23 protein-coding genes are annotated in these 26,042 nt (G+C 59.1%); 17 read left to right on the top strand and 6 right to left on the bottom strand.

Annotated elements, in window-relative coordinates:
- Positions 1-25 precede the first annotated feature (25 nt).
- Genes nuoG through VE934_RS11275 form a run of 11 tightly spaced genes read left to right on the top strand, consistent with a single transcriptional unit; the run spans position 26 to position 11,228 of the window.
- Positions 26-2,167 carry an NADH-quinone oxidoreductase subunit NuoG gene (gene nuoG / locus VE934_RS11325; protein ID WP_324887476.1) on the top strand — a complete coding sequence of 714 codons (2,142 nt, stop codon included), beginning with the start codon at positions 26-28 and terminating at the stop codon, positions 2,165-2,167.
- Positions 2,164-3,243: an NADH-quinone oxidoreductase subunit NuoH gene (gene nuoH / locus VE934_RS11320; RefSeq protein ID WP_324887474.1), complete on the top strand. Its 1,080-nt coding sequence runs from the start codon at positions 2,164-2,166 to the stop codon at positions 3,241-3,243. Before nuoG ends, nuoH begins: the two co-directional genes overlap by 4 nt.
- 2 nt (positions 3,244-3,245) lie before the next feature.
- On the top strand, positions 3,246-3,743 hold the full coding sequence (gene nuoI, locus VE934_RS11315; RefSeq protein ID WP_324887472.1) for an NADH-quinone oxidoreductase subunit NuoI: 498 nt from the start codon (positions 3,246-3,248) through the stop codon (positions 3,741-3,743).
- A gap of 41 nt (positions 3,744-3,784) precedes the next feature.
- Entirely contained in the window at positions 3,785-4,435 is a 651-nt protein-coding gene (locus tag VE934_RS11310) for an NADH-quinone oxidoreductase subunit J (protein WP_324887470.1), read from the top strand.
- Entirely contained in the window at positions 4,432-4,740 is a 309-nt protein-coding gene (nuoK, locus tag VE934_RS11305; protein WP_324887468.1) for an NADH-quinone oxidoreductase subunit NuoK, read from the top strand. Before VE934_RS11310 ends, nuoK begins: the two co-directional genes overlap by 4 nt.
- A gap of 6 nt (positions 4,741-4,746) precedes the next feature.
- On the top strand, positions 4,747-6,795 hold the full coding sequence (gene nuoL / locus VE934_RS11300; protein ID WP_324887466.1) for an NADH-quinone oxidoreductase subunit L: 2,049 nt from the start codon (positions 4,747-4,749) through the stop codon (positions 6,793-6,795).
- 22 nt (positions 6,796-6,817) lie between these two features.
- The gene (locus tag VE934_RS11295) at positions 6,818-8,293 is read left to right on the top strand and encodes an NADH-quinone oxidoreductase subunit M (RefSeq protein WP_324887463.1); all 1,476 of its coding nucleotides are present in this window, start codon (positions 6,818-6,820) and stop codon (positions 8,291-8,293) included.
- A 21-nt stretch (positions 8,294-8,314) separates the two neighbouring features.
- The gene (nuoN, locus tag VE934_RS11290; RefSeq protein WP_324887461.1) at positions 8,315-9,817 is read left to right on the top strand and encodes an NADH-quinone oxidoreductase subunit NuoN; all 1,503 of its coding nucleotides are present in this window, start codon (positions 8,315-8,317) and stop codon (positions 9,815-9,817) included.
- 7 nt (positions 9,818-9,824) lie between these two features.
- A complete protein-coding gene (locus tag VE934_RS11285; RefSeq protein WP_324887459.1) occupies positions 9,825-10,124 on the top strand; it encodes a DUF2818 family protein in 300 nt (99 codons plus the stop codon).
- 2 nt (positions 10,125-10,126) lie between these two features.
- Entirely contained in the window at positions 10,127-10,747 is a 621-nt protein-coding gene (locus VE934_RS11280; protein WP_324887457.1) for an NUDIX hydrolase, read from the top strand.
- A gap of 7 nt (positions 10,748-10,754) precedes the next feature.
- Positions 10,755-11,228: a DUF1178 family protein gene (locus VE934_RS11275; protein ID WP_324887455.1), complete on the top strand. Its 474-nt coding sequence runs from the start codon at positions 10,755-10,757 to the stop codon at positions 11,226-11,228.
- Positions 11,229-11,765: 537 nt separating this feature from the next.
- On the opposite strand, the gene VE934_RS11270 is transcribed toward VE934_RS11275, so the two are convergent.
- Together VE934_RS11270 and VE934_RS11265 are read right to left on the bottom strand one after the other, a co-directional pair.
- Entirely contained in the window at positions 11,766-13,082 is a 1,317-nt protein-coding gene (locus tag VE934_RS11270) for a Glu/Leu/Phe/Val dehydrogenase (RefSeq protein ID WP_324887453.1), read from the bottom strand.
- A gap of 212 nt (positions 13,083-13,294) precedes the next feature.
- Positions 13,295-15,079, bottom strand: a complete 1,785-nt coding sequence (locus VE934_RS11265) for an ABC transporter transmembrane domain-containing protein (RefSeq protein ID WP_324887451.1) — start codon at positions 15,077-15,079, stop codon at positions 13,295-13,297.
- Between the two features lie 131 nt (positions 15,080-15,210).
- Between VE934_RS11265 and VE934_RS11260 the strand changes: the two genes are divergently transcribed.
- A complete protein-coding gene (locus VE934_RS11260) occupies positions 15,211-16,170 on the top strand; it encodes a tripartite tricarboxylate transporter substrate binding protein (protein ID WP_324887449.1) in 960 nt (319 codons plus the stop codon).
- A 77-nt stretch (positions 16,171-16,247) separates the two neighbouring features.
- On the opposite strand, the gene VE934_RS11255 is transcribed toward VE934_RS11260, so the two are convergent.
- Positions 16,248-16,688 (bottom strand): globin family protein, encoded by a 441-nt coding sequence (locus VE934_RS11255; protein WP_324887447.1) that lies wholly within the window; start codon positions 16,686-16,688, stop codon positions 16,248-16,250.
- Positions 16,689-16,897: 209 nt separating this feature from the next.
- Entirely contained in the window at positions 16,898-18,244 is a 1,347-nt protein-coding gene (locus VE934_RS11250; RefSeq protein WP_324887445.1) for a sigma-54 dependent transcriptional regulator, read from the bottom strand.
- Positions 18,245-18,485: 241 nt separating this feature from the next.
- Between VE934_RS11250 and VE934_RS11245 the strand changes: the two genes are divergently transcribed.
- Positions 18,486-20,798, top strand: coding sequence for a PAS domain S-box protein (locus VE934_RS11245; RefSeq protein ID WP_324887443.1), 2,313 nt, complete (start codon positions 18,486-18,488; stop codon positions 20,796-20,798).
- A gap of 44 nt (positions 20,799-20,842) precedes the next feature.
- Here VE934_RS11245 and VE934_RS11240 read toward each other — a convergent pair whose 3' ends face one another.
- On the bottom strand, positions 20,843-22,306 hold the full coding sequence (locus VE934_RS11240; protein ID WP_324887441.1) for an MFS transporter: 1,464 nt from the start codon (positions 22,304-22,306) through the stop codon (positions 20,843-20,845).
- 131 nt (positions 22,307-22,437) lie between these two features.
- On the opposite strand from VE934_RS11240, the gene VE934_RS11235 reads away from it, so the two are divergent.
- Together VE934_RS11235 and VE934_RS11230 are read left to right on the top strand one after the other, a co-directional pair.
- Positions 22,438-23,346, top strand: coding sequence for a LysR family transcriptional regulator (locus VE934_RS11235; protein ID WP_324887666.1), 909 nt, complete (start codon positions 22,438-22,440; stop codon positions 23,344-23,346).
- A gap of 309 nt (positions 23,347-23,655) precedes the next feature.
- Positions 23,656-24,150 (top strand): thioesterase family protein, encoded by a 495-nt coding sequence (locus tag VE934_RS11230; protein ID WP_324887439.1) that lies wholly within the window; start codon positions 23,656-23,658, stop codon positions 24,148-24,150.
- 33 nt (positions 24,151-24,183) lie between these two features.
- Here VE934_RS11230 and VE934_RS11225 read toward each other — a convergent pair whose 3' ends face one another.
- On the bottom strand, positions 24,184-24,552 hold the full coding sequence (locus tag VE934_RS11225; protein ID WP_324887437.1) for a helix-turn-helix domain-containing protein: 369 nt from the start codon (positions 24,550-24,552) through the stop codon (positions 24,184-24,186).
- A 111-nt stretch (positions 24,553-24,663) separates the two neighbouring features.
- Here VE934_RS11225 and VE934_RS11220 point away from each other — a divergent pair, with 111 nt between their 5' ends.
- Together VE934_RS11220 and VE934_RS11215 are read left to right on the top strand one after the other, a co-directional pair.
- Complete coding sequence (locus VE934_RS11220) at positions 24,664-25,368, top strand: glutathione S-transferase family protein (RefSeq protein WP_324887435.1); 705 nt, start codon at positions 24,664-24,666, stop codon at positions 25,366-25,368.
- A gap of 103 nt (positions 25,369-25,471) precedes the next feature.
- Positions 25,472-25,927 (top strand): SRPBCC domain-containing protein, encoded by a 456-nt coding sequence (locus tag VE934_RS11215; protein ID WP_324887433.1) that lies wholly within the window; start codon positions 25,472-25,474, stop codon positions 25,925-25,927.
- Positions 25,928-26,042: the final 115 nt, after the last annotated feature.

Genomic DNA, 26,042 nt, shown 5'->3' with positions numbered 1-26,042 from the left:
GCGCCCCCATCAAAGCAAATTCACCATGGTTGAAATCCAACTCGACGGTCAGAAAGTGGAAGTGCTCGAAGGCAGCACGGTGATGCATGCGGCGGAGAAAGCCGGCACCTACATCCCCCATTTCTGCTATCACAAGAAACTCAGCATTGCGGCCAATTGCCGCATGTGCCTGGTCGACATTGAAAAGGCGCCCAAGCCCATGCCGGCCTGCGCTACGCCGGTGACGCAGGGCATGATCGTCCACACCAAAAACGAGAAAGCCATCAAGGCCCAAAAGGGCGTGATGGAGTTTCTGCTGATCAACCACCCGCTGGACTGCCCAATTTGCGACCAGGGCGGGGAATGCCAGCTGCAGGACCTGGCTGTCGGCTACGGCAGCAGCGGTTCGCGTTACGAAGAAGAAAAGCGCGTCGTTTTCCACAAAAACGTCGGCCCATTGATCTCCATGGAAGAGATGAGCCGCTGCATCCACTGCACACGCTGCGTGCGCTTTGGCCAGGAAGTTGCCGGCGTGATGGAGTTGGGCATGTCGCACCGCGGTGAACATGCCGAGATCGAAACCTTTGTCGGGATGTCGGTGGATTCAGAGCTGTCCGGCAACATGATTGACATTTGCCCGGTCGGCGCGCTGACCAGCAAGCCTTTCCGCTACAGCGCCCGCACCTGGGAACTGTCACGCCGCAAATCGGTCAGCCCGCACGACTCCACCGGCGCCAACCTGATTGTTCAGGTCAAGGCCAACAAGGTGATGCGCGTGGTGCCGCTTGAGAACGAAGACGTCAACGAATGCTGGATTGCAGACCGCGACCGCTTTTCGTACGAAGCCCTCAATTGCGACGACCGTCTTACCAGCCCCATGCTCAAGCAGGGCGGCGAGTGGAAGACTGTGGACTGGCAAACCGCTCTCGAATACGTTGCCAACGGCCTGAAGCAGATCAAGGCGGACCACGGCGCGGAGAGCATTGGCACCCTGGCCAGCCCGCACAGCACACTTGAAGAGTTGTACCTGGCTGCGTCGTTGATGCGCGGTCTGGGTAGCGACAACATTGACTATCGACTGCGCAACGCCGAGTTTTCGCCATCGACGTCCATTCGCTGGCTGGGTACGTCCATCGCATCGCTGTCGCAACTTCAGCGCGTGCTGGTCGTTGGGTCCAACCTGCGCAAGGACCACCCGCTGTTTTCTCAACGAATTCGGCAGTCGGCCCGCAAGGGGTGTGCGGTAAGCGCTATTAATTCTGTAGCAGAGATGTCTTCTGCCGATGCGTGGGCCATGCCGGTCGCCAACAGCGTACTGGTTGAGTCCGGCGCCTGGGTGCAGACTCTTGCCGATGTGGCTGCAGCAATTGCGGCAGAAAAGGGTGTTGCGGCACCTGCGGAAGGGCAGACTAGCGATGCAGCCAAGGCAATCGCCAAATCCCTGCTGGGTGGCGAACGTAAAGCCATTTTGCTCGGCAACGCCGCTGCCCACCATGCCAGCGCCAGCAGCCTGCTGACACTTGCCAACTGGATTGGTGAGCAATCCGGTGCCAGCGTCGGTTATCTGACCGAGGCCGCCAACACGGTAGGCGCCCAACTGGCTGGCGCGATGCCGGCCGACAAGGGTCTAAACGCCGCTGAAATGCTGGCTGGCAAGCTCAAGGCGGTCATCCTGCTCAACAACGAGCCAGAGTTTGATTCCGCAGCGGGCGCTGCCGCGGCTGCGTCGCTCAACGCTGCGCAAATGGTTGTGACGCTGAGCCCCTTTAAAACCAACATGGCTTTCAGCGACGTGCTGTTGCCGATCGCGCCATTCACCGAAACGCCGGGCACGTTTGTCAGTGCAGAAGGCCGGGTGCAGAGTTTTCATGCTGTAGTCAAGCCGTTGGGTGAGACCCGCCCCGCATGGAAAGTTCTTCGGGTCCTCGCCAATCTGCTTGGTCTGCCGGGCTTCGACTTTGAGTCCTCGCAGGAGGTCCTCAAGCAGGTTCGCGGTGCAGACGCATCGCATGTGCCTGCCGACCGGCTGGGTAACACAGGCGAAGCTGCCATCGTGCCTGCAACAGGTGGCCCCGCACCGGTGGTTGCCAGCATTTACCAGCTCGACGGTCTCGTACGTCGTGCCACATCGCTGCAGCTGACCGCCGACGCGCGGCGGGTCAGCCTTGCCCCGGGAGTCTCCGCATGATTGACACCGTATTTGGTTTTGGCCAGGGATTGATGGGCGGCATCTGGCCCGGGACCGTCTGGCCTGTGGTGTGGACCCTGATCAAGATTGTTTGCGTGCTCCTGCCTCTGATGGGTTGCGTCGCTTACCTCACGCTCTGGGAGCGCAAGGCGATTGGTTTTACCCAGATCCGCCTGGGCCCCAACCGGGTTGGCCCCTTTGGTTTGCTTCAGCCTATTGCCGACGCCCTCAAGCTGCTGACCAAAGAAATCATCATGCCAACGGCGGCCAGCAAGGGGTTGTTCGTGTTGGGCCCCATCATGACCATCATGCCGGCGCTGGCTGCGTGGGCGGTGATTCCTTTCGGGCCCGAGATTGCACTGGCCAATATCAATGCTGGGCTGTTGTTCATCATGGCCATCACCTCGCTGGAGGTTTACGGCGTCATCATTGCCGGCTGGGCCTCCAACTCCAAATACGCCTTTTTGGGCGCCATGCGCGCATCTGCGCAGATGGTCAGCTACGAGATTGCCATGGGTTTTTGCCTGGTGGTTGTCCTGATGGTTTCCGCCAGCCTGAACATGACCGATATCGTGATGAGCCAGGCCAAAGGCATGGCCGCCTCTCAGGGATTGAACTTTTTGTCGTGGAACTGGCTGCCGTTGCTGCCGATTTTTGTGGTGTATTTCATCTCCGGCCTGGCCGAGACCAACCGCCACCCGTTTGACGTGGTTGAGGGCGAGTCTGAAATCGTCGCGGGCCACATGGTCGAGTATTCAGGCATGGCCTTTGCCATGTTCTTCCTGGCCGAGTACGCCAACATGTGGCTGGTCGCCATTTTGGCCGTCATCCTGTTCCTGGGTGGCTGGTTGCCGCCCGTGGACTGGTGGCTGTTCAACGCCATCCCCGGCTGGATCTGGCTTGGCGCCAAGACCTTTGTCATTGTCACCATGTTCCTGTGGGTGCGCGCCACCTTCCCGCGTTTCCGTTACGACCAGATCATGCGTCTGGGCTGGAAGATCTTTATTCCCGTAACGCTTGTCTGGCTGGTCGTCGTCGGCGCCTGGATGCAGACCTCGTACAACATCTGGAACTGATCATGAGTGCCGTTGCTTCTGTCAAAGACTTTGTATCGAGCTTCATGCTCACCGAGCTGTTCAAGGGCATGGCCCTGACCGGCAAGTACATGTTCAAGCGCAAGATCACGATCCAGTTTCCGGAAGAAAAAACGCCGGCAAGCCCTCGTTTCCGGGGCCTGCACGCGTTGCGTCGTTATGACAACGGCGAAGAGCGCTGCATTGCCTGCAAACTGTGCGAGGCCGTTTGCCCGGCGATGGCCATCACCATCGAATCAGATGTGCGGGACGACGGCAGCCGCCGTACCTCGCGTTATGACATTGATTTGACCAAATGCATCTTTTGCGGGTTCTGCGAGGAAAGCTGCCCGGTCGACTCGATTGTGGAGACGCATATTTTTGAATACCACGGCGAAAAACGGGGCGACCTGTATTTCACCAAAGACATGCTGCTGGCGGTGGGTGACCGCTACGAAAAAGAAATTGCGGCCAATCGGGCTGCAGATGCCAAGTACCGCTGAAACCGGCCTCACGTAGTTGGCTCAAGAAAGATTTGCAGAACATGGACGCTAAAACAGGTCTCTTTTATGTCTTTGCCCTGGTGCTGCTGTTTGCCGCATTCAAGGTGATCACCGCCCGCAACCCGGTGCATGCAGCGCTTTACCTGGTGCTGGCCTTTTTTCAGGCTGCGGCCATCTGGGTTCTGCTCAAGGCCGAGTTTTTGGCCATCACGCTGGTACTGGTGTACGTCGGCGCCGTCATGGTGCTGTTCCTCTTTGTGGTGATGATGCTTGATGTGAATCTGGAAGGCGTCCGCAAGGGATTCTGGAAGCATTTTCCGCTGGCTGGAATGGTTGGCGCCTTGATTGCGCTGGAAATGGCTGCCGTGCTGATGGGCGGGTTTCGTACCAGCCAGGAGCCCAAGTCGGTAGTACTCAGTGGCCATGCGGCCGCCCAGGTGTCCAACACCAAAGAACTGGGCAAGGTGCTGTATTCAGAGTATCTGTACCCGCTTGAAATTGCGGCCGTGATTTTGCTGGTGGCCATCATTGCCGCCATTGCGCTGACTTTGCGCCAGCGCAAGGATTCCAAATACATCAACCCTGCTGACCAGATCCGCGTCAAGCGTGAAGACAGGGTCAGTCTGGTCAAAATCCTGCCAACAGTGGCTGCCCCCGCGCCTGCAGCGGCTACGCCGGAGGAAAAAGCATGATGCTCACGCTTGGACACTTTTTGACTTTGGGCGCCATGCTGTTTGCGCTGTCGGTCATCGGGATTTTTCTTAACCGCAAAAATCTCATTGTGTTGCTGATGGCCATTGAGCTGATGCTGCTGGCGGTCAACATGAATTTTGTGGCTTTTTCGTACTACCTGAACGACATGGCCGGCCAGATCTTCGTCTTTTTTATCCTGACCGTTGCCGCCGCCGAGTCGGCCATTGGTCTGGCGATTCTCGTGCTGCTGTTCCGTAACAAGTCCAGCATCAACGTGGACGAACTCAACACGCTCAAGGGATAACCAGACATGAGCCAAACCCTTTCTGCGGCGACTTTGCTGGCAGTCCCAATGGCGCCCCTGGCGGGCGCTGTGCTGGCCGGTATTTTCGGAACAACTTTTGGTGGCAACTGGATCGGCCGCCGGCTGTCCCACACCCTGACCATTGCCGGCGTCCTGGTGGCTTTCATCCTCTCAGCCATGACGCTGAAAAGCGTGGCGGTCGATGGTGCCCGCTTTAATGAGACGCTCTACACCTGGATGGTGGTGGGTGGCTTGAAGATGGAAATCGGGTTCCTCGTCGACGGTCTGACGGCCATGATGATGTGTGTGGTGACTTTCGTGTCGCTGATGGTGCATATCTACACGATTGGCTATATGGAGGAAGACGAAGGCTACAACCGCTTCTTCGCCTACATCTCGCTGTTCACTTTTTCGATGTTGATGCTGGTCATGAGCAACAACATGCTGCAGCTCTTCTTCGGTTGGGAGGCTGTCGGCCTCGTGTCCTACCTGCTCATCGGTTTCTGGTTCAACAAGCCTACGGCCATCTTTGCCAACATGAAGGCCTTTCTGGTCAATCGTGTCGGTGACTTTGGCTTCATCCTTGGCATTGGTCTGCTTGCGGCCTATGCCGGCACGCTCAACTACACAGAGGTATTCGCCAAGTCCGGCGAGATTGCCAAACTGGGCTTCCCCGGCACTGACTGGATGCTGATCACGGTCATCTGTATTTGCCTCTTCATAGGCGCAATGGGCAAGTCGGCCCAGTTCCCACTGCATGTCTGGTTGCCTGACTCGATGGAAGGTCCGACGCCTATTTCTGCCCTGATTCACGCTGCCACCATGGTGACCGCCGGCATCTTCATGGTCGCTCGCATGTCGCCGCTGTTTGAGTGGAGTGACACCGCACTCAGTTTCATCATGGTTATCGGAGCCATCACGGCCCTGTTCATGGGTTTCCTCGGCATCATCCAGAACGACATCAAACGGGTGGTGGCGTATTCCACCTTGTCGCAGCTTGGTTACATGACTGTAGCGCTGGGCGCTTCAGCCTATTCGGTTGCGGTGTTCCACCTGATGACCCACGCGTTCTTCAAGGCGCTACTGTTCCTGGCGGCTGGCTCGGTCATCATGGGCGTGCACCACAACCAGGACATCCGCTGGATGGGCGGACTGCGCAAATACATGCCCATCACCTGGATCACCGCGCTGCTCGGTTCGTTGGCCTTGATCGGCACACCACTGTTTTCGGGGTTTTATTCGAAGGACAGCATCATTGAAGCGGTACATGCCAGCCATCTGACCGGCGCGGGCTTTGCCTACTTCGCCGTGCTGGCTGGCGTGTTTGTCACGGCGTTTTATTCTTTTCGCATGTACTTTCTGGTCTTTCATGGCAAGGAGCGTTACGACCTCAACCCGGACGTGCACCACGATGACCACCATGACGATCACCACGGCCACGGCGATCATGGCAAGCCACATGAGTCCCCGTGGGTGGTTACGGCGCCGCTGGTCCTGCTGGCGATTCCCTCCGTTGTGATTGGCTTCATCACCATCCAGCCCATGCTGTTCGGCGATTTCCTCAAAGATGCGATTGTGGTGAATGCTGACAAGCACCCGGCCATGGCTGCCCTTGGGCAGATGTTTCACGGCGCCGCGCAGATGGCTTCGCACGGTCTGATGACTGCGCCCTTCTGGTTAGCCGTTGCGGGTGTGGTGACGGCCTGGTACATGTATCTGATCAATCCCGCCTTGCCCGCTGCCATCAAGCGGCGCGTCGAGCCCATCTACACACTGCTCGAAAACAAGTACTACATGGACTGGTTCAACGAAAACGTACTGGCGCGCGGCGCACGTGCCCTGGGTACCGGTCTCTGGAAGGGCGGCGACGAGAAGATGATTGACGGCGCTGTGGTTAACGGATCCTGGAAACTGGTGGGTTGGGTGTCGGCCGTGGTGCGCAAGGTGCAGACGGGGTATATCTACCACTACGCGCTGGCCATGATCATGGGTATTTTCATCCTGATCAGCTACTTCGCGACTTGGCCGATGCTCAAAGAGCTGCTCAACAAATAAGCGACACATAGGAATAACAAAAATGGGATTGTTGAGCCTTGCCATCTGGACGCCGATTTTTTTCGGCGTCATCCTGCTGGCACTTGGACGTGATGACCAGGCGCGCAGCGTACGCTGGATTGCGCTGATTGGTGCCGTCATCAGTTTTCTGGTGACGCTCCCGCTGTATCGCGGTTTTGCATTGGGTACGTCCACGATGCAGTTTGTGGAAAAAGCAAGCTGGATCGAGCGTTTCAATGTCAACTATCACCTCGGTGTGGACGGCATTTCCCTCTGGTTTGTTTTGCTGACGGCTTTTATCAACGTCGTTGTCATCATTGCCAGCTGGGAGTCCATCACCACCCGCGTCAACCAGTACATGGCATCGTTCATGGTGCTCAGCGGGCTGATGATCGGGGTCTTCACTGCCCTCGATGGCATGCTGTTTTACGTTTTCTTTGAAGCCACGCTGATACCGATGTACCTCATCATCGGCATATGGGGTGGACCGCGCAAGATTTACGCGGCGTTCAAGTTCTTCCTGTACACCTTGCTCGGCTCGCTGCTGATGCTGATTGCGCTCATCTTCTTGTATGTCAAATCTGGCGGCAGCTTTGACCTGACCGTCTGGTACAAGCTGCCGTTGAGCATCACGGCACAGACCTTTTTGTTCTTTGCCTTCTTTGCAGCTTTTGCCGTGAAGGTGCCGATGTGGCCGGTGCACACTTGGCTGCCTGACGTGCACGTTGAAGCACCTACGGGCGGCTCGGCAGTACTGGCCGCCATCATGTTGAAGCTGGGCGCCTATGGGTTTTTGCGCTTCTCCATGCCCATTGCGCCTGATGCTGCCCACGAGTGGGCCTGGCTGATGATTGGACTGTCCCTGATCGCCGTGATTTATGTCGGCTTGGTGGCCATGGTTCAACAGGACATGAAAAAACTGGTGGCGTACTCATCAGTAGCGCACATGGGTTTTGTCACCCTGGGCTTTTTCATATTCAACGACCTCGGTGTATCCGGCGGGATTGTGCAGATGATTGCGCACGGGTTTGTGTCGGGCGCCATGTTCCTCTGTATTGGTGTGTTGTACGACCGCGTGCATTCGCGTGAAATTGCCAGCTATGGCGGCGTCGTCAACACCATGCCCAAATTCACAGCCTTTGCGCTGTTGTTTGCCATGGCCAACTGCGGCCTGCCGGCTACCGCTGGTTTTGTAGGTGAGTGGATGGTTATCCTGGGCGCGATCAAGTTCAACTTCTGGACAGGCGCGGCGGCTTCGACCGCGCTGATCTTTGGCGCCGGCTACACCCTGTGGATGTTCAAACGCGTGTATCTCGGCCCGGTGGTTAACGACGACGTCAAAGGGCTCACCGACATCAACAGCCGCGAGTTTTTGATGTTGACCCTGCTCGCCATTGCCGTGCTTTACATGGGCATCTATCCCAAGCCCTTCACTGATGTGATGGACAGCTCGGTCGCTGACCTGCTCAAGCATGTCGCCGCCTCCAAACTGCAATAAGCAAGCACAAGAAGTATTCAGATGATTGACAAACTAAGCTGGATTTCGGTTTACCCGGAAATCATCCTCCTGACCATGGCGTGTGTGATCGCGCTCGTGGATCTGGGCGTGAAAAGCCCGCAACGGACACTGACGTACGTGCTGACCTTGCTCACGCTGGCCGTCGTGGCCGCATTGCAGGCCAAATATGCAGTCGCCGGTAAAACCATCTACGGGTTCGGCAATATGGTCGTGAGTGACCCCATGGGCAACTGGCTCAAGTGTTTTGCCACCGTCGCCATGATGGTCACCCTGGTCTACGGCCGTGGCTATGCAGTGGCGCGCGACATGCTGCGTGGCGGGGAGCTGTTCACGCTGGGCATGTTTGCATTGCTGGGCATCTTTGTGATGATCTCTGGCAACAACTTCCTGGTTATCTACATGGGTCTGGAACTCATGACCCTGTGCAGCTACGCCCTGGTCGCGCTGCGCCGTGACAATGCGACGGCCACTGAAGCAGCCATGAAGTATTTTGTGCTGGGTGCGCTGGCCTCCGGCTTCTTGCTGTATGGCTTGTCCATGATGTACGGCGCCACGGGCTCGCTCGACGTCAATGAAGTTTACAAGGCCATTGCCAGCCGCCAGTTCAACCACCACGTTCTGGTATTCGGTCTCGTGTTTATCGTTGCCGGTCTGGCCTTCAAGCTCGGTGCCGTGCCTTTTCATATGTGGTTGCCCGACGTGTATCAGGGTGCACCGACTGCCATCACGCTGCTGATTGGCGCCGCACCCCAACTGGCCGCATTTGCCATCTGCATACGTTTGCTGGTCCAGGGCTTGTTGCCGCTGGCTATCGACTGGCAACAGATGTTGGCGGTGCTGGCCATAGGTTCATTGCTTGTAGGCAACCTGGCCGCCATCGCGCAGACCAACCTCAAGCGCATGTTGGCTTTCTCGACCATTTCGCAAATGGGCTTTGTGCTGCTTGCCTTGCTGGCGGGTGTGGTTGACGGCAACAAACTCAATGCCGAGTTGGCCTATGGTGCGGCCATGTTTTATGTCATTACGTATGTGCTGACCACGCTGGCCGTGTTCGGCATCATTTTGCTGTTGGCACGTACGGGCCATGAGTCGGAAGAAATCTCTGACCTGGCAGGCCTGAACCAGCGCAGCCCCCTGTTTGCCGGCGTCATGGCCATCAGCATGTTCTCACTGGCCGGTGTGCCACCCGTGGTTGGTTTTTACGCCAAGCTGGGTGTGTTGCAGGCGCTGGTGTCTTCGCAGCAGACCATTTACATCGTGTTGGCAGTGTTCGCGGTCATGATGTCGCTGATCGGTTCCTTCTATTATCTGCGCGTCGTGAAGGTGATGTACTTTGACGCGCCCAACGTCGGCATGCCGACCGCCATCTTTGCTCCAGGCGATGCAAGGGTGGTCCTGACGATCAACGGTGCTTTGGTGCTGCTGCTCGGCATCATGCCTGGCGGCTTGATGACGCTGTGCACCCAGGCCATCGCCAGCGTCGTCAAATCGCTGGGATCTTGAGAGCGCCATGAGCCAGACTGCCTCGGTATGGCTGGTGGTCGTGCTGGCCTTGCTGGCCGCCAATCTTCCCTTCATCAGCAACCGCCTTCTGGCTGTGATCCGTTTAGCCGGGCCGAAGCTCCTGGCCGTGCGTCTGGCCGAAATGGTTTTCTGGTACTTTGTTGTTGGCGGTCTGGGGCTGTTTCTGGAGCAGCGCGCAGGGCAAATCGCGCCGCAGGGCTGGGAGTTCTACGCCATTACCGGCACCCTGTTCATTACGTTCGCGTTTCCCGGTTTTGTGTATCGCTACCTGTTTAAACACCGTTGAGCATGCATAGCAACAAGCCGGGCGAGGCCGCGCCGGGCCCGGGGCCTGATAGCCACCTTCGCGAAGAAACGCTCGACAGCCGCGAGCTGCTGCGGGGCAATTTTTTGCATGCCTTCACAGACACAGTCCGGCTCCCCGATGGACGTCAGGCTACGCGCGAGTACATACGTCATCCCGGCGCTGTGATGATCATTGCCCAACTGGATGATGGCAAGCTGGTACTGGAGCGTCAATTCCGCTATCCGGTGCAATCTGTCATGCTGGAGTTTCCAGCGGGCAAGCTCGATGCTGGTGAAGGTTCGCTTGCCTGTGCACAGCGCGAGCTACGGGAAGAAACTGGCTACACCGCGAGGCTTTGGGCGAAGGCCGGTGTGTTGCACCCGGTGATTTCCTATTCGACCGAATTTATCGACATCTGGTTCGCCCGAGACCTGACCGCCGGCCAGAGGCAACTTGACGCCGGAGAGTTTCTCGATGTTTTCACTGCCACACCGGAGCAGGTGCTGCAATGGTGTCAGGACGGAAGCGTCACCGACGGCAAGACGCTGGCAGGCGCCTTGTGGCTGCAAAACGTTTTGTCAGGCGCATGGACGCGGGATTGGAAAACCGGGGTGGGCGGATAATCCGGTCATGAAAGTTCTTGATCTTCAATGTTCGTATCGGCATTCGTTTGAAGGCTGGTTTGGGTCAGAAGAAGACTTCCAAAGTCAGCTCACGCGTGGGCTGGTGGCCTGTCCGATGTGCGCGGACCTCGCCATACAGAAAATGCCCAGTGCACCGCGGCTGAATTTTGGTGCACCGGTTTCCGCGCCGTCTGCTTCGCGTGAAGTAGCGGTGACTGACGCGACACCACATCAAATGGTCGCTCCTGCCAGCGCAGCTGGTCAATCAGAATTCCTCGAAGCCTTGCGCCACGTGTTGGCCAATACTGAAGATGTGGGCGAGCGTTTTGCCAACGAGGCTCGGGCCATGCACTACGGGGACGCCGAGCACCGCAACATTCGCGGACAGGCCAGCCTGCAGGATGCGGTGGAACTGATTGAAGAGGGCATTGAAGTGATGCCCTTGCCGCTACCGGCTGCCGTGAAAGAAACCTTGCAGTAGTCCTTGGTTGTCGTCCCGGACTTGATCCGGGATCCATGTTGGCTTTCTACTGTCTTCACTTCTAGCTTTGGTGGATTGCCTGCTAGCCGGGGGTTGCCCGGCGGCAACTCACTTTCTTTTTGCGTCGCCAAAAAGAAAGTAAGCAAAGAAAAAGGCGACCCTGCTGTCTGCGTCCCCTGCGCTGCGCTCCGGGGCAACCGGCGGTGCTCGGTTCAGACGGGGTCTGACACAAGCTCGCCTTCGGCTCAAACAAGTGTCAGCCCTTATCCGCCTGAACCTCCGCTCCTCGGCGCATACAGAAGGAGTGGGGAGCGGAATCGGAGCGGATTCTGCTCACGAGTCTGCCATTCATGCACGCGCTTGCAGCACCCAAGGCCAAATGAAGTCCCCCTCCATCGCCCAGCGGGGCGAGGGAGGGGCTAGGGGTGGGAGTGGGGAGTTAGACCCTACTGTCCTGCGCTAGCCTGGAACGGAGCGTGATGCTATCAATACGCAAGCTGCAACTTGCCGGCGAGCGTGGCCTGAGATCGCATTCAATCAAGGATACAAACCACGCAACTCACGCGTATGCAAAATCCGCTTGCAGGCCACGATAAACGTCGCCGTGCGCAGGCTGACCTTGTTGTCTTGCGACACTTGCCACACGGCTGCGAAAGCCTCCTTCATGATGCGAACCAGGCGGGCGTTGATCTCCGCTTCGTCCCAGAAGAAGCTTGAAAAATCCTGCACCCACTCGAAATAACTCACAGTCACACCGCCTGCGTTGGCGATCACGTCTGGCAACACCAGCACGTTGCGCTCAAGCAGGATGTCGTCGGCTTCAGGCGTGGTCGGGCCGTTGGCGCCTTCGATGATCATGCGGGCCTTGATGCGACCGGCGTTGTCCTTGGTGATCTGCTGCTCAAGCGCAGCAGGAATCATGATTTCGCAATCGACTTCCCAGAACAACTCATTGGGCATGACGTCTGCCTGCTTGAAGCCGCCAACACTGCCGGTCTCGGCCACGTGTTTGAGGAGTGCCGGCACATCGAGGCCGGACTCGCGGTAGATCGTGCCGCCATGGTCTTGCACAGCCACAATGCGCGCGCCGGCCTCTGCAAACAGCTTGCCCGCCACGCCGCCCACGTTTCCAAACCCCTGCACCGCTACCCGCGCTGTGCTGATGTCCAGTCCGATGTGTTTGGCGGCTTCCACGCCTACGGTGTACACGCCGCGGCCAGTGGCCTCACGCCGGCCGAGTGAGCCGCCCAGGTCGACCGGTTTGCCGGTGACCACGCCAGTCGCGGTTGAGCCGGTGTTCATGGAGTAGGTGTCCATCATCCAGGCCATGATTTGCTCGTTGGTGTTGACGTCGGGCGCAGGGATGTCCTTGTTGGGGCCGATGATGATCCCGATCTCGCTGGTGTAGCGGCGTGTCATGCGCTCGAGTTCACCGCGCGACAGTTTTTTCGGATCCACGCGAATCCCGCCCTTTGCGCCGCCGTAGGGCACATTGACAGCCGCGTTCTTGATCGACATCCAGGCCGACAGGGCCATCACTTCGGACAGTGTCACGTCCTGGTGGAAACGGACGCCGCCCTTGCCGGGTCCACGCGAGACGTTGTGCTGCACGCGGTACCCCTCAAAGTGCGCCACTGTTCCGTCGTCCATGTGGATGGGAACGTCGACCACCAGGATCCGCTTGGGACGCTTGAGTGTTTCCGCCCAACGCGCCAGACTGCCCAGGTGCGGAATGACCCGGTCTACCTGTTGCAGGTAATTGCCCCAAGGACCCAGCTGGTCGGCCTGCAGGTAAGAGGGAAGGGGGTGGCTGCCTGAGGCGGCAGCTGCGCTGGAATCTGATGATTTCGACATGAAAAACTCCTTGTGGACAATCGATGGGAAGAGCTTAGGCCTGCCACTGCCAACTGTCCAAGGCCGGGTTCATGGTTTTTCATGCAGATAATGCATAACCAAGGTTTGATAGAGGTGTCTGAGCTGCCTTCGACCGACCAAGTCTCGGCAACGGTCGGCGGGTCCTGTGGCATGGATCCCGGGTCACGCCCGGGATGACGGATCAAACATTCTCAGGCGTTGAACTGCAGCGCCGCCAATCGCGCATAAATGCCGCCGCGGGCCACCAGCTCCGCATGTGTCCCTTGCTCTACCAGTCGACCGTGGTCCAGCACCAGGATGCGGCTGGCTTGCTGCACAGTCGCCAGGCGATGGGCAATCACCAGCGTGGTCCGCCCCTTCATGGCCGACTCCAGCGCCGCCTGCACCATGCGCTCGCTCTCGGCGTCCAGCGCGCTGGTGGCTTCATCCAGCAGCAGCAGGGGCGAATTTTTCAGCATGGCCCGGGCAATGGCAATACGTTGGCGTTGTCCGCCCGACAGGCGCACGCCGCGCTCGCCCAAAAAAGCGTCATAACCTTGCGGCAGCGCGCTGATGAATTCGTGCGCAAAAGCGGCCTTGGCAGCAGCCTTCACTTCATCATCGCTTGCCTCCGGCTTTCCATAGCGAATGTTTTCAAGCGCACTGGTGGAGAAAATCACGGCATCCTGCGGCACGATGCCAATGCGCTGACGCAGGTCCCGCAGTGTCAGGTCGGCCGTTCTGACACCGTCCAGTTCAATGTGGCCCGACGCAGGGTTGTAAAAGCGCAGCAACAGCTGGAACACCGTGCTTTTCCCCGCTCCGCTTGGCCCAACCAGGGCGACGGTTTCACCCGGCGCCACGCTGAGGTTGAAGTCGGCCAGTGCGGCCTGATCCGGACGCGACGGATAGTGAAAATGAATTGCTTCAAATTTGATAGCGCTTCCGCCCCGTACTGCCGGGGCTGCAACCGGATTTGAGGGTGATGTCACGGGCGAGCGGCTTTCCAGCAGCTCCATCAGCCGTTCGGTCGCACCCGCAGCGCGAAGCAGGTCGCCGTATACCTCGCCCAGCACTGCGGTCGCGCCCGCCAGAATAATCACATACATCACCGTCTGGCCCAGATGCCCTGCGGTGATCTCGCCGCGGAGCACAGCCTGAGTGCCCTGGTAAAGACCGCCCAGCAGCGCTGCTGAGCTGGCAATGATGATGAAGGCAATCAACACCGAGCGGGCCCTGCTGCGCCGAACTGCCGTGTGAAAAGCGTCGTTGGTCGATTTGTCAAACCGGGCTGCCTCGCGTGCCTCGGCGGTGTAACTTTGCACAACGGGAATCGCATTCAGAATCTCAGCCGCAATCGCACTGGAGTCAGCCACCCTGTCCTGGCTGGCCCGGGAAAGCTTTCGCACGCGCCGCCCGAACCAGACAGAAGGCAACACCACCAGCACCAGACCACCCAGCACCTGAACCATCAGGTAAGGGTTGGTGTAAATCAGCATAGCCAGTGCGCCCACCCCCATCACCGCGTTACGCAGCCCCATGCTGAGGGATGACCCCACGACTGTTTGCACCAGCGTGGTGTCACCCGTTAGTCGCGAAAGCACCTCACCGGTTTGCGTAGTTTCAAAAAACTCCGGGCTTTGATGCACCACGTGGGTGTAGACGGCATTGCGCAGGTCCGCCGTTACGCGCTCTCCCAGCCAGCTCACCATGTAAAAACGACCGGCTGAAAACAGTGCCAGCGCCACTGCCACGGCAAAAAGCGCCCCAAAGTGTTCTTTCAGCGCCAGCACTTGCGCGCCTTTATCGCTAGCCGTCAAACCGCCGTCAATCAGACTGCGCAGCGCGACGGGAAACACCAGCGTGGCGACGGCAGCCAGCACCAGGAAAAACCCGGCCAGGGCGATCCGCCACCGGTAGGGACGAAGAAAAGGCACAAGGCCCGACAGCGATCGGGGCGCGCCTTTTGGCGCGTCTGAGGGGGAGGAGGTGGCCATCGATCGAGTTTAGTCGGGGATGACGGTGCCCTGGCCCGCAACAACTGCAGGTTATTCAGAAACGAATTTACAGCCGCTCCGGCTTCCTTCATAGTCCGTCTTTGGCACATTACTCAACCGGAGACAAAAACATGAAATCCAAGTCGATTCTTTTCCTGGCCCTGGCCAGCCTTTCTTTCACCGCATTTGGCCAGGCCTTTCCCAACAAACCGATCAAGGCCATCGTGCCCTTTGCTGCTGGCAGCGCCACGGACACCGTTGGCCGCGCCTTTGCCGCCAAGATGTCCGAAACCCTGGGCCAGACCGTTGTGGTGGAAAACAAGGCTGGCGTCAACGGCATGCTGGGCGCTGAAGCAGTCGCCAAATCCGCGCCGGACGGTTACACCATCCTCATCGGCACCAACAGCACCAACGCTGCCTTGAAGAGCCTGATGAAAACGCTGCCCTACAACCAGGACACGGCTTTCACGCCGGTAGGCTACATCGGTTCGGTTCCGCTGATCGTTGCCGTCAACAACGACGTGCCCGCCAAAAACCTGCGTGAGCTGGTGACCCTGGGAAAGACCAAGCCAGGACATGTCACCTCCGCAAGCGCCAGCACCTCGCAGCTTGTTTCTTCCGAAATGCTGGCCAGCATGGCCGGTATCTCCTTCACCAGCGTGCCCTATAAAAGCGGCCCCGCTGCAATGACCGACCTGATCGGTGGCCAGGTGATGATGTTCACCGCCGACTTTGCGGTCATGCTGCCGCAGATCAAGGCTGGCAAAATCCGCGGCCTGGCTGTCACATCAACCAAGCGCTCAGCCGCCATTCCGGAGCTGCCCACTGTCAATGAGGCGCTGGGCCTGAAAGACTACGAACTGATCGCCTATTTCGCCGTGTTTGCCCCAGCCGGCACGCCGCCTGACATCGTTGCCAAGCTCAACCAGGCCGTCAACGCGGCCGCGCAAAGCAAGGAAATTCAGGAAAAATTCTCTGCCATCGGTTTTGCGGTTGAGCCCGGCACACCTGAAGCTCTGGGCCAGCGCAACGCGTTGGAAACCGTCAAATGGGCCAAGGCCATTCGCGACGCGAAAATCGAGCCGCAGTAAGCGGGGTTCTACCGAGCGGCCTAAGCTGCGCTGCAAGGGGGTTGAGAGCGTCAACCGCCCAAGCAGTTGATCGACGCTCAGTCCACTTCCACTGCGTCGTGAAGCTCGGCGGCATGCGCGGCACCTAACTGCATCTGGGTAGCCAACAGGGTGTAGGCCGCGGTCCAGGCGTCACGAACCTCCGGTGTAAATTTTTCAGCCAGGCCTTGCTCCAGCGTCCAGAGCAGGGCGGTCCCGACAGTGGCGTAATGCTCGTCGCGCACACCGTATTTGACGTGCCGCGCACCCAGCTGCCGGACCACCGGAATCGTCGACTCCAGACTGGTTAACCCGTTGACTGCGGCGCCCAGCATGGACATCAGCATACGGCCCTGGTCCGCCAGGTTGCCTGTAAACATGGGACGGAGCGACGGGTCGATGGTGAAAAGGCGGTTGTAGAAAAGGTCTGCGGCTGTTGTTGAAATAGGTCGCACCAATGCGAAAGTTGATTGCACCAAGTGGATTTGCTCTGAGTTCATGGGTTTCCTCGTGAATGGTTTGAAAAGACCCGTCTTTCTATCCAAGATGCGTGCCAGGCTATTTCCTTAATGAAATCAATGGGTTATCAAAGAGATGCAGGGGCAAGCTGTCGGTGTTCACAGACAGCATTCATGGCGAAGTGGGAGAACCCCAGGCGAAAGCAGGGCTTCAGGCTGTCTGCGAATGCCGACACCTCGGGGTTGTTCGATCAGCTCTTGAAAGATGACGACGCCAGATCATGGCGCGCAAGCAATGCGTAGAGGTCGGTCCGGTTGCGTTTGGCGAGTTTGGCAGCCTGTGCGACGTTGCCATTGGTCATTTTAAGCAGCTGCGTCAGGTAGCCGCGCTCAAATTCCTTGCGGGCCTCGTCCAGGGGCAATAGCTCCGGCCCCTGACTGGCGAGAGCGTTCTGCACAAGGCTGAGCGGGATGAGCGATCCCGTGCACAGGACCACGCAGCGTTCAACAACGTTCTGCAACTGCCGGATGTTGCCGGGCCATGACGCTGCCCCCAACAGTTCGAGCGCACCCGGCGCGAAAGCGGTCAACGGCTTTGCGTAACGCTGTGCGAGGCTCCGCATGAAATGATCGGCCAGCAGTGCAATGTCCTCCCGGCGTTCCGCCAGCGGGGGCAGTGTCAACCCCATGACATTGAGACGGTAAAACAGGTCTTCGCGAAACCGGCCTGCGGCAACCTCATCTTCGAGCCTGCGGTTGGTCGCGGAGATGACGCGCACATCGACCTTGTGGGCACGGGCGGAACCCACAGGCCGCACCTCCTGCTCTTGCAGCACGCGAAGCAGCTTGACCTGCATGGACAGTGGCAGGTCGGCAATTTCATCGAGAAAAATGGTACCCCTGTCCGCGCTGGAAAAAAGGCCCGTGGTGTCACGCACGGCTCCCGTAAAAGAGCCTTTGACGTGGCCGAACAGTTCTGACTCCACCAGGTTTTCAGGGATGGCCCCGCAGTTCACGGCTACAAGGGCTTCGCCCGCACGCCTGCTGGAAGCATGAAGGGCCCGCGCCAGCAGCTCTTTCCCGGTTCCGCTTTCGCCGTGAATCAGCACCGACGCATCGCTCTGCGCCACAAGCCGCGCCTCGGCCAGCAGTTTTTCCATCCGGGTGCTGCGTGTGACGATGGCTTGCCGCCACGCCTGGCCGGGTTGCTCGCCGGGCATGTCCGCACCGAGCGCAGACGAGACAAGCAGCGCGCGATCTACCTCCCGCATAAGATCAGCGCCTTCAAACGGCTTGGTGATATAGCCAAACACGCCACGCTGCATGGCATGAACAGCGTCGGGAATGGTGCCGTTGGCGGTCAACATGAGAACGGGCAACAAGGGATAACGTCGGTGCACGGCCTCAAACAGTTGCAGCCCGTCCATGCCCGGCATGCGCAAGTCGGTAATGAGGATGCTGGGTGTTTGGTGATCGAGTTTTGCCAGGGCCGCTGCACCACTGTCGGCCTCGATGACCGTGTGCCCTTCGTAGTGCAGGCGCAAAGACAAGAGCCGCAGGAGGGCCGGGTCATCATCAACGATCAGGATAAGCGCCATGGTTGCCCGTCCGGTTCAGCACGTTGCCGCTGCAGATGGCGGCCGGTCGGCTGTGGTCGCACGGATTTTATAAGTAAAAATGGGCCGTCTATAGCGGCACCTTTGGCGCAGGGGCGGCGCCAGCTGTCTTCACTTATGGCGCCGCTTTTGATTGACCGACCCCGTGGGCATCGCAGAGAATGCCCGCTAGTCCCGCCTCGGCGGCCTGTCGCTCCGACTCATCACCTCCGCCTAAAACCGCATGAACACACATCCTGAATCGTCTGGTGGGCTGAATCTGCCGACTTCAGGATTCGGCCCGCTGGATGCAGAGTCGGACCCGGGCAGGGTGATCCGCGCGCTGGAAAGCAGGCACAGGCACATGGTGAGCTTGCTGGAGTCCGCCAGGGATGCGGTGCTGGAGATGAACGCCGAGGGGCTGATTACAAGCTGGAACGCCAGCGCCGAGCGCATGCTCGGCTGGACCGCGTCTGAAGCCCTGGGTCAGAACATGTGCCAGTTGATCGTCCCCCACCAGCACCGGGCAGCCCATGACGCCGGGCTGACCAAATATCTTCTGGGTGGACAGAGTCGGCCTGTCAACCGCCTGCTGGAGATAGAGGCGCTGCACAAGGATGGCTCATTGGTTGCGATCGAGCTGTCCATCTTCAGCGTGCTGGGCGAAGAACAAACCAACTTTGGCGCCTTCATCCGGGATATTTCCGAACGCCGCGCCGCAGAGCAGGCCTTGCGTCTTTCTCAGGAGCGATCCAACGCTGTGATCGAGCATGTCAACGAAGGCATGGTCGTTATCAAGGATCAGCGTTTTGTGTTTGCGAACGCGCGTGCGGCGGAGATGGTGGACATGTCTGTTGATGAAATGAAGCAGGTCGGTTTTTTGCATCGGATCCATCCCGACGATCAGGCGCTGGTGCTGGACAGGCAGAACAGGCGTCTGGCCGGTGAGGACGTGCCAAGCCGCTACGAGCTGCGCCTGCTCTTGCCGAGCGGTGAGGTTCGCTGGATTGGCATCAGTGTCGCGGTTGTGCCGTGGGATGGAGAGCAGGGCACGCTAACTTTTTTCTCGGACATCACGCACCGGAAAAATCTTGAAGCGCAATTGCGCGACACGCTGCAAGAGCGTGAAACCATTCTGGAAAACTCACTGGTGGGGATTGCCTTCCTGACTCAGGAAGGCACGCTCCGGTGGTTTAACCGGGCGCTGGAGAAGATGTTTGGCATCTCTCCCGACTCCAGAGGGTCCGCAGACTGGGCCGCGCTTTTCCCGTCGCACGAAGAGCATCTGCGCGTGGCGCGGGAAATCGCGGATTGCACGCTGGAGGGCCGGCCTTTTCAGCGAGATCTGGAAATGCGCAAAAGCGACGGCAGCCTACTGTGGGTTACCTTGTCTGGCAAGCCGGTAAGTGTCATCGACAACACCCAGGGCAGCGTCTGGGCGGTGGTGGACATTTCTGCGCGCAAGGCGCTGGAGGCTGCGCTGGCACAGGCTTCGTCCGAGCGCGAGGCGATTTTCAACAGTGCTTTGGTAGGCATCAGCTACAACGTCGGCCGGCGTATTCAGTGGGTCAACGACAAGTACGAGGAAATGACCGGCTACCCGCGCGAGGAACTGGTGGGACGTTCGACCCGCCTGTTTTACACCGACGACGAAACGTTCGTGGCACACGGGCTTGAAACGGTGGCGGCGCTTGCACGTGACGGTGTCTATGTGCAAGAGCGCAAGCTGGTCAGGCGCGACGGCGAAATACTGTGGGTGCAATTGGCGGGGCGCTGTCTCACCCGGAACGATCCGACTGCGGGCGTGATCTGGACACTTCTGGACATTACCGAACGTCGCCGTGCTGAAGAAAACATCAAGGCAGCGTTGCAGCGTGAAAAAGAGCTCAATGATTTGCGCTCCCGTTTTGTCTCCATGACCAGCCATGAGTTTCGTACCCCGCTGTCGGCCATTTTGTCCGCCGCGGAACTGCTTCAGGAGTACAGCGACCGTATGCCGGCCAGCGAAAGGGCAGAAATTCTGGAAAGCATTGGCGCGGGCGTGCAGCGCATGACGCGCATGCTGGACCGCGTGCTGCTGATCGGGCAGGTCGACGCGCAGATGCTTCAGTTTCGTCCTCAGCAACTGGATCTGCTGTCGCTGTGCCACTCCATCGTGGAAGAAGCGCGGCTTCAGTCCAGGGGGGCTTGCGAGGTCGTCACGCGGTTTGCGCCCCTGGTCTCCACTGGCCTGTTTGATGCCACGCTCTTGCGCCATATCTTCGGAAATCTGCTCTCGAACGCCATCAAGTACTCACCACCAGGTGGGGAGGTGGTTTTCACCATTTCGGACCGGGCAGGGCGCATCGTGTTTGATGTGGAAGACCAGGGCATCGGTATACCCGCAGAAGAAATGTCTCATTTGTTCGAGTCCTTTCACCGCGCCAGCAACGTGGGCGAGATTCCGGGGACAGGCCTCGGATTGGCCATTGTGAAGACGGCGGTCGAGCTTCATGGTGGCAGCATTGATGTCAAAAGCGATCCGGGTCGGCACACCTGCTTTAGTGTCACGCTGTAAGTCTCGCCTGCATTTTCTGCAGGTGAATAAGATGCCCCCTCCTGTCATCCCGGACTTGATCCGGGATCCATGGCGCCCGTGCCATTGAACCGACGTCGTGCCAGCGCACGACCTCCCACCATAATGACAAGCGCCACCACAACTAGCACCGTCGCTACCGCAAACGTGACTTGCATGCCGCTTGCAACATCAGCCGGAAGGGCGTGGGTGATGTCTCTTGAGTGGGATGCCCATGCGAACACAGCACCCATGGCCGAAGCGCCGGTGATCAAACCCAGGTTGCGCGACAGATTGAGCACTCCGGACATCACACCGCGCTGCTCCGGGTGAACGCCTGTCATCACAGCAGTATTGTTGGCGGCCTGAAACAACTGATAGCCAGGTGTCAGCACGGCTATGGCAGCTATGTAGCCCGCCACACCGAACCAGCGCGGCAGCAGGGAGAGCGCCAGGGTGCCAACAGCCATGGCGGCAATGCCTGCCAGGACCATAGACGGTGCACCCCAGCGGTCCACCATGCGCCCCGCCGGGACACCGCTGATGGCAGAGAGAGCAGGCCCCGTCGACATCACCACGCCGACAACGGCCAGGTTGAGGCCCAGCGCGCCTGAGAGATAAAACGGACCGACCACCAGGGTAGCCATCATGACCGTGGATACGAGCGCATTCATGACAAGGCTGGCGCGCAGGCCCGCCTTGCGAAGCATCTGCAGCGGGACCAGCGGCGAAGCGGCCCGCGCCTGTGCCCATACAAACAACCCAAGGCCCAGCCCCGCTCCTGCGAGCAACACCATGTTCGTTCCGCCCAAGCCGCGCCCGCTATCCGGGCGAGCCGTCGTGGCCAGTGCATAGGCAGCCAGGGTCAAGGCCAGCAGCAGTGCGCCCAGGTAATCGAAGCGCTGCCGTTGTGCGGCCGATGGGCGGTCCGCAGGCAGGTAGCGCCACGCCAATGCAAAAGCCATCAGACCCAGCGGCACGTTCACCAGAAACATGGATTGCCACCCCAGCCCCCCGATCAGCACACCGCCCAGCGAGGGGCCCAACGCGGTGCCAACTGCCGACATGGTCCCAAGCAGGCCCATGGCGCTGCCCGTTTTTGCCTTGTCCACCGTGCCGCTGACAAAGGCCATGGTCAGAGCCATCATGATGGCCGCGCCGATACCCTGTGCCGCCCGGGCGGCAATCAGCATGGAGAGTGTGGGTGCCATGCCGCACATCGCTGATGCCGCGATGAACAACACGATGCCGCCCAGCAGCAAGCGCCTGCGTCCCATGAGGTCACCCAGGCGTCCGGCGCTTACGATCAAGGTGGTGATGGAAAGCAGGTACGCGATCACAACCCACTGCACCTGCCCGAATGAGGCATGAAACGCCTCGGCCAATGCTGGCAGGCCAACGTTGGCAATGCTGGTCCCGAGCGACGATAGCAGCATGGTCAGCGACTTGCTGACCAGCGCCCAGCGGGCTGAAAGTGCGTGGTTTGAGGAGGGTGCGATGGTGGCGCTCATGGGGTGCTTGCCTGCTTGTCGTTGATTGGGCCTCAAGCGTAGGTTGTTGGGTGAAATAGCGGAAGACGCAGCAGTTGCAGTTAATTCATGCACCAAACGCCATGTCACGCAATTTGCGCTATGGTTCAGGCATGGCAACACCGGACTTCAACCTGCTGGTTACCCTGGACGTCCTGCTGGCAGAAGGTAGCGTCGCGGGCGCCGCCCGGCGCTTGCGGCTCAGCCCTTCAGCCATGAGCCGCGCGCTGGCGCGCCTGCGCGAGACCACGGGCGATCCGCTGCTGGTGCGTGCCGGGCGCGGCCTGGTGCCCACCCCCCGGGCCATTGAACTGCGTGAGCGTGTAAGCCAGTTGGTGCTGGACAGCGAGGCCGTGCTCCGCCCCGTCAAAAAGCCCAACCTCAAAAAACTGGTGCGAACCTTCACGCTGCGCACCAGCGAAGGCTTTGTTGAGAACTTTGGCCCCGCTCTTGTTGCCCGCGTGAGCGAGCAGGCGCCCGGTGTAAGGCTTTGCTTTATGCAAAAGCCCGACAAAGGCAGCACACCACTGCGGGACGGCGCGGTAGACCTGGAAACCGGCGTGGTGCACGCCACTACCGGCCCCGAGCTGCGTGTGCAGGCCTTGTTTCAGGACCGCATCATCGGCGTGGTGCGCGCAGGGCACCCGCTGGCCAAAGGCAAAATCACCCCGGCGCGTTTTGCGGCGGGACGGCATATCGTCGTCTCACGGCGTGGGCTGGCCACAGGGCTGATTGACGACGCCCTTGCCTCTCTTTCGCTGCAGAGATCCGTGGCCACCATCGTTGGCGGTTTTGCCACGGCGCTGGCACTGGCCCGCGCGTCAGATCTGGTGGCAAGCGTGCCGGAGCGGCACACCGGTAATCTGCGCGACGGCATGCACAGCTTTGCCCTCCCATTTCCCACGCCGGGGCTTACCGTGTCTTCGCTGTGGCACCCCAGGTTGCACGCTGACCCTGCGCACCAATGGCTGCGGGGTTGTGTCCGGGATGTGTGTGCAGGGGCGCTTTTCCCTAACCTTTGATAGACCGCGCAGCCAACTGACTTGCGCGCTCTTGGCGATTCCATTCGCCTGACCTCGTTGGAGCGCCCTCGCATGCAAGCAGCGCCGCCCGCTATCCGTCGCGTCTCGGATGGTCTGCTCAAGTTGCTATATGTTTAATAGCAAACAGCGCCCGCCGTTGAAGGGGAAATGGCTAAAAACACTCTCAACTGGGGGCAGATACGGGTTTTAAGGCGGTTTGGCCCAGGACACACTGCCACCCCCGCGACTTGAAACCCGCAACCTGCACGCCATACTCCGCTCGGGGCCGCGTGCCCAGGAGTCAAAGCCATGTCAGGACTGTTCAGAAACCTCATCACCCTGTTGCTGGCGCTGCGGCACTTCAACAGGCTGCCGCCACTGGCGCGCACCAGCGCCACGTTTTTCATCACGCCATTCGATACCGGCATCACGACGCTCAAGAGCGACCGGTACCTGTTGCTCGCAGAGGCTGCCCAGATTGACTACATGGTGAAGACCGGCCTGTTAAAAGAAACACTGCGCAATCGCTACAACTTCGTTAACGCCGCACAAATGGTGAAGTTCATCAAACCCGTACGCCTGTTCAACCGCGTGAGGGTGGAAACGCAGGTAGCGTACGCAGACGACAAGTGCGCCTGGTTCTGCCACGGGTTTTATGTCGGAGAAGCCAAATGCGCCGAGGTGCTGGTGAAGATGAAGTTCAAGAGGGGGAGGGTGACGGTCGCTCCCGGTGTTTTGCTGGGGGAGTTTGTTGGCGTGCAACCCGTCTGGATTGGACCGTGGGAAGCGACCCTCACAGCTTGAACGCCGGAGGCGCGACCGCAAGAATCTCTGATCTCAAAAAGTAAGGCTTGTCGAGGGGGTCGCTTCTTCAGATGCTGCAACGACTGTCCGACGCTCCGCCGTCTCTTCCCACCAGTCGCCCAGCGCATTGACCAGCGGCAACAGCTGTAGCCCTGATTCTGTTAATGCGTAGTCAACCCGCAGGGGATAGCCCTTGTACGCAGTGCGCTGCACGATGCCTGCGTCTTCCAGTTTGCGCAGCTCAAGCGTGAGGATGCGGTGTGACACGGTCGGGTTGTCGCGCCTGAGTTCATTAAAGCGCTTGACGCCGTCTTTCAGGTAATAAATAAGCAGCGCGGGCCAGCGGCCTCCCAGGACTTGCATGGCCTGTTCGATGGGGCATTGGGAGACAACGTGTTGCATAGGGGTGGTAACAAATTTGTGCGTAATTTACGGATGAACGTTGGGTGCGTACATTGAAGGTTCGCTGCGCAGCGTATTCCTCAACTACCAAACAAACACGAAACAACTTCAATGCACCCCATACTCATTTATGGCTTTCCGGCCGGTTCTTCAATGGGCCTTATCGGCGCACTGGAATGGCTGGGTCAGCCCTATCAGCTCTGCCGTGTCGACATGCTTTCAGAGATGAAGGCCCCACTCTACGACAAAATCAACAAGCGCCGGGAAACGCCCGTGCTGGTCACACCGGAGGGGCGCTTTCTGACCGAAACCATGGCCATTGCCCTGTGGATGGAGGCGCGCGATTCCACCCGTCGGATCAGCTACGAGCCGAAAACGGCAGAGGCCGATCGTCTGCACCAGATGGCCGCCTTTCTCAACACGAGCTTTACCGCTGCGTTTATCCCTCTATGGGCCGCATATGAAATGGACCCACCCGATCCGGCGATTCAGGCAACCCTCAGGGCGTTTGGACGTGAGCAGGTTGTCAGGCGCCACGAACAGCTGGAAGAACTGATTGGTGATGACCCCTACCTCGCAGGTGCCAGGCCGACCCTGGCTGATGCCATTCTGGCGGGCGTCGCACGCTGGGCGGATTTTCACAAGGCCGTGGATCCGGATGCGTATCCCCGGTTGAAAGCGCTTCGGCAGCGCGTGGAGACGGATCCCGCCATGACGTTTGCAAAGTCGATTGAAGATGGAAGCACCCCCGTGGGTAGTGGCGCCTTCAAGGGGCATGTTTCCCTGGCCTCCGTTGTGACGCAGTTTGGATGCTGATTGGCAGGCCGGGTCAGTCACTGTGGTGTTTGACATGCAATAAAAAAGTTGCATATAATGAGGTGCGCGCAAAACCCATCTCAAACATCATCAAGGAAAATTTATGCCGGATATTTTGCACAGAGTCGGAATCAAGGCCTCAGCGAACGAGGTTTACAAGGCGTTGTCTACCCGTGAGGGCCTTGCCGCCTGGTGGACAGACAACACCACGGGCGAAAGCAAGGTGGGCGGGGTGATTCGTTTTACTTTCAGTTCAGACGGCGCCGAGCTGGGCGGCTTTGACATGAAAGTGCTGGAGCTTCAGCCTGGTAAACGTGTCTTGTGGCAAGTGGTGGAAGGGCCTGAGGAATGGATTAGCACCAGGATCAGTTTTGACCTGAAGCAGGGAGACGGTCTCACCGAACTGGTTTTCAAACACGAGGGGTGGAAGGAGGCGGTGGAGTTTATGCATCACTGCAGCACCAAGTGGGCGACTTATCTGTTAAGCCTGAAGACGCTGATTGAAACCGGCAAGGGCAGGCCCAATCCGAACGACCTTCGGATTCATATTCGGGATTGACAAGTACTGCGATAACGCTGCCACCCGCTGATCGCGGTGGTGGTGTTTTCCCGTATTTGTGCGGTTTGCGCATCAATGAACATGCACGAAGTCATTGGACGCCGCCGCACCGCAC

This window comes from Polaromonas sp., from assembly GCF_035638815.1.
Classification (GTDB): Bacteria; Pseudomonadota; Gammaproteobacteria; order Burkholderiales; family Burkholderiaceae_C; genus Polaromonas.
This window is presented reverse-complemented; position numbering and strand designations above follow the sequence as displayed.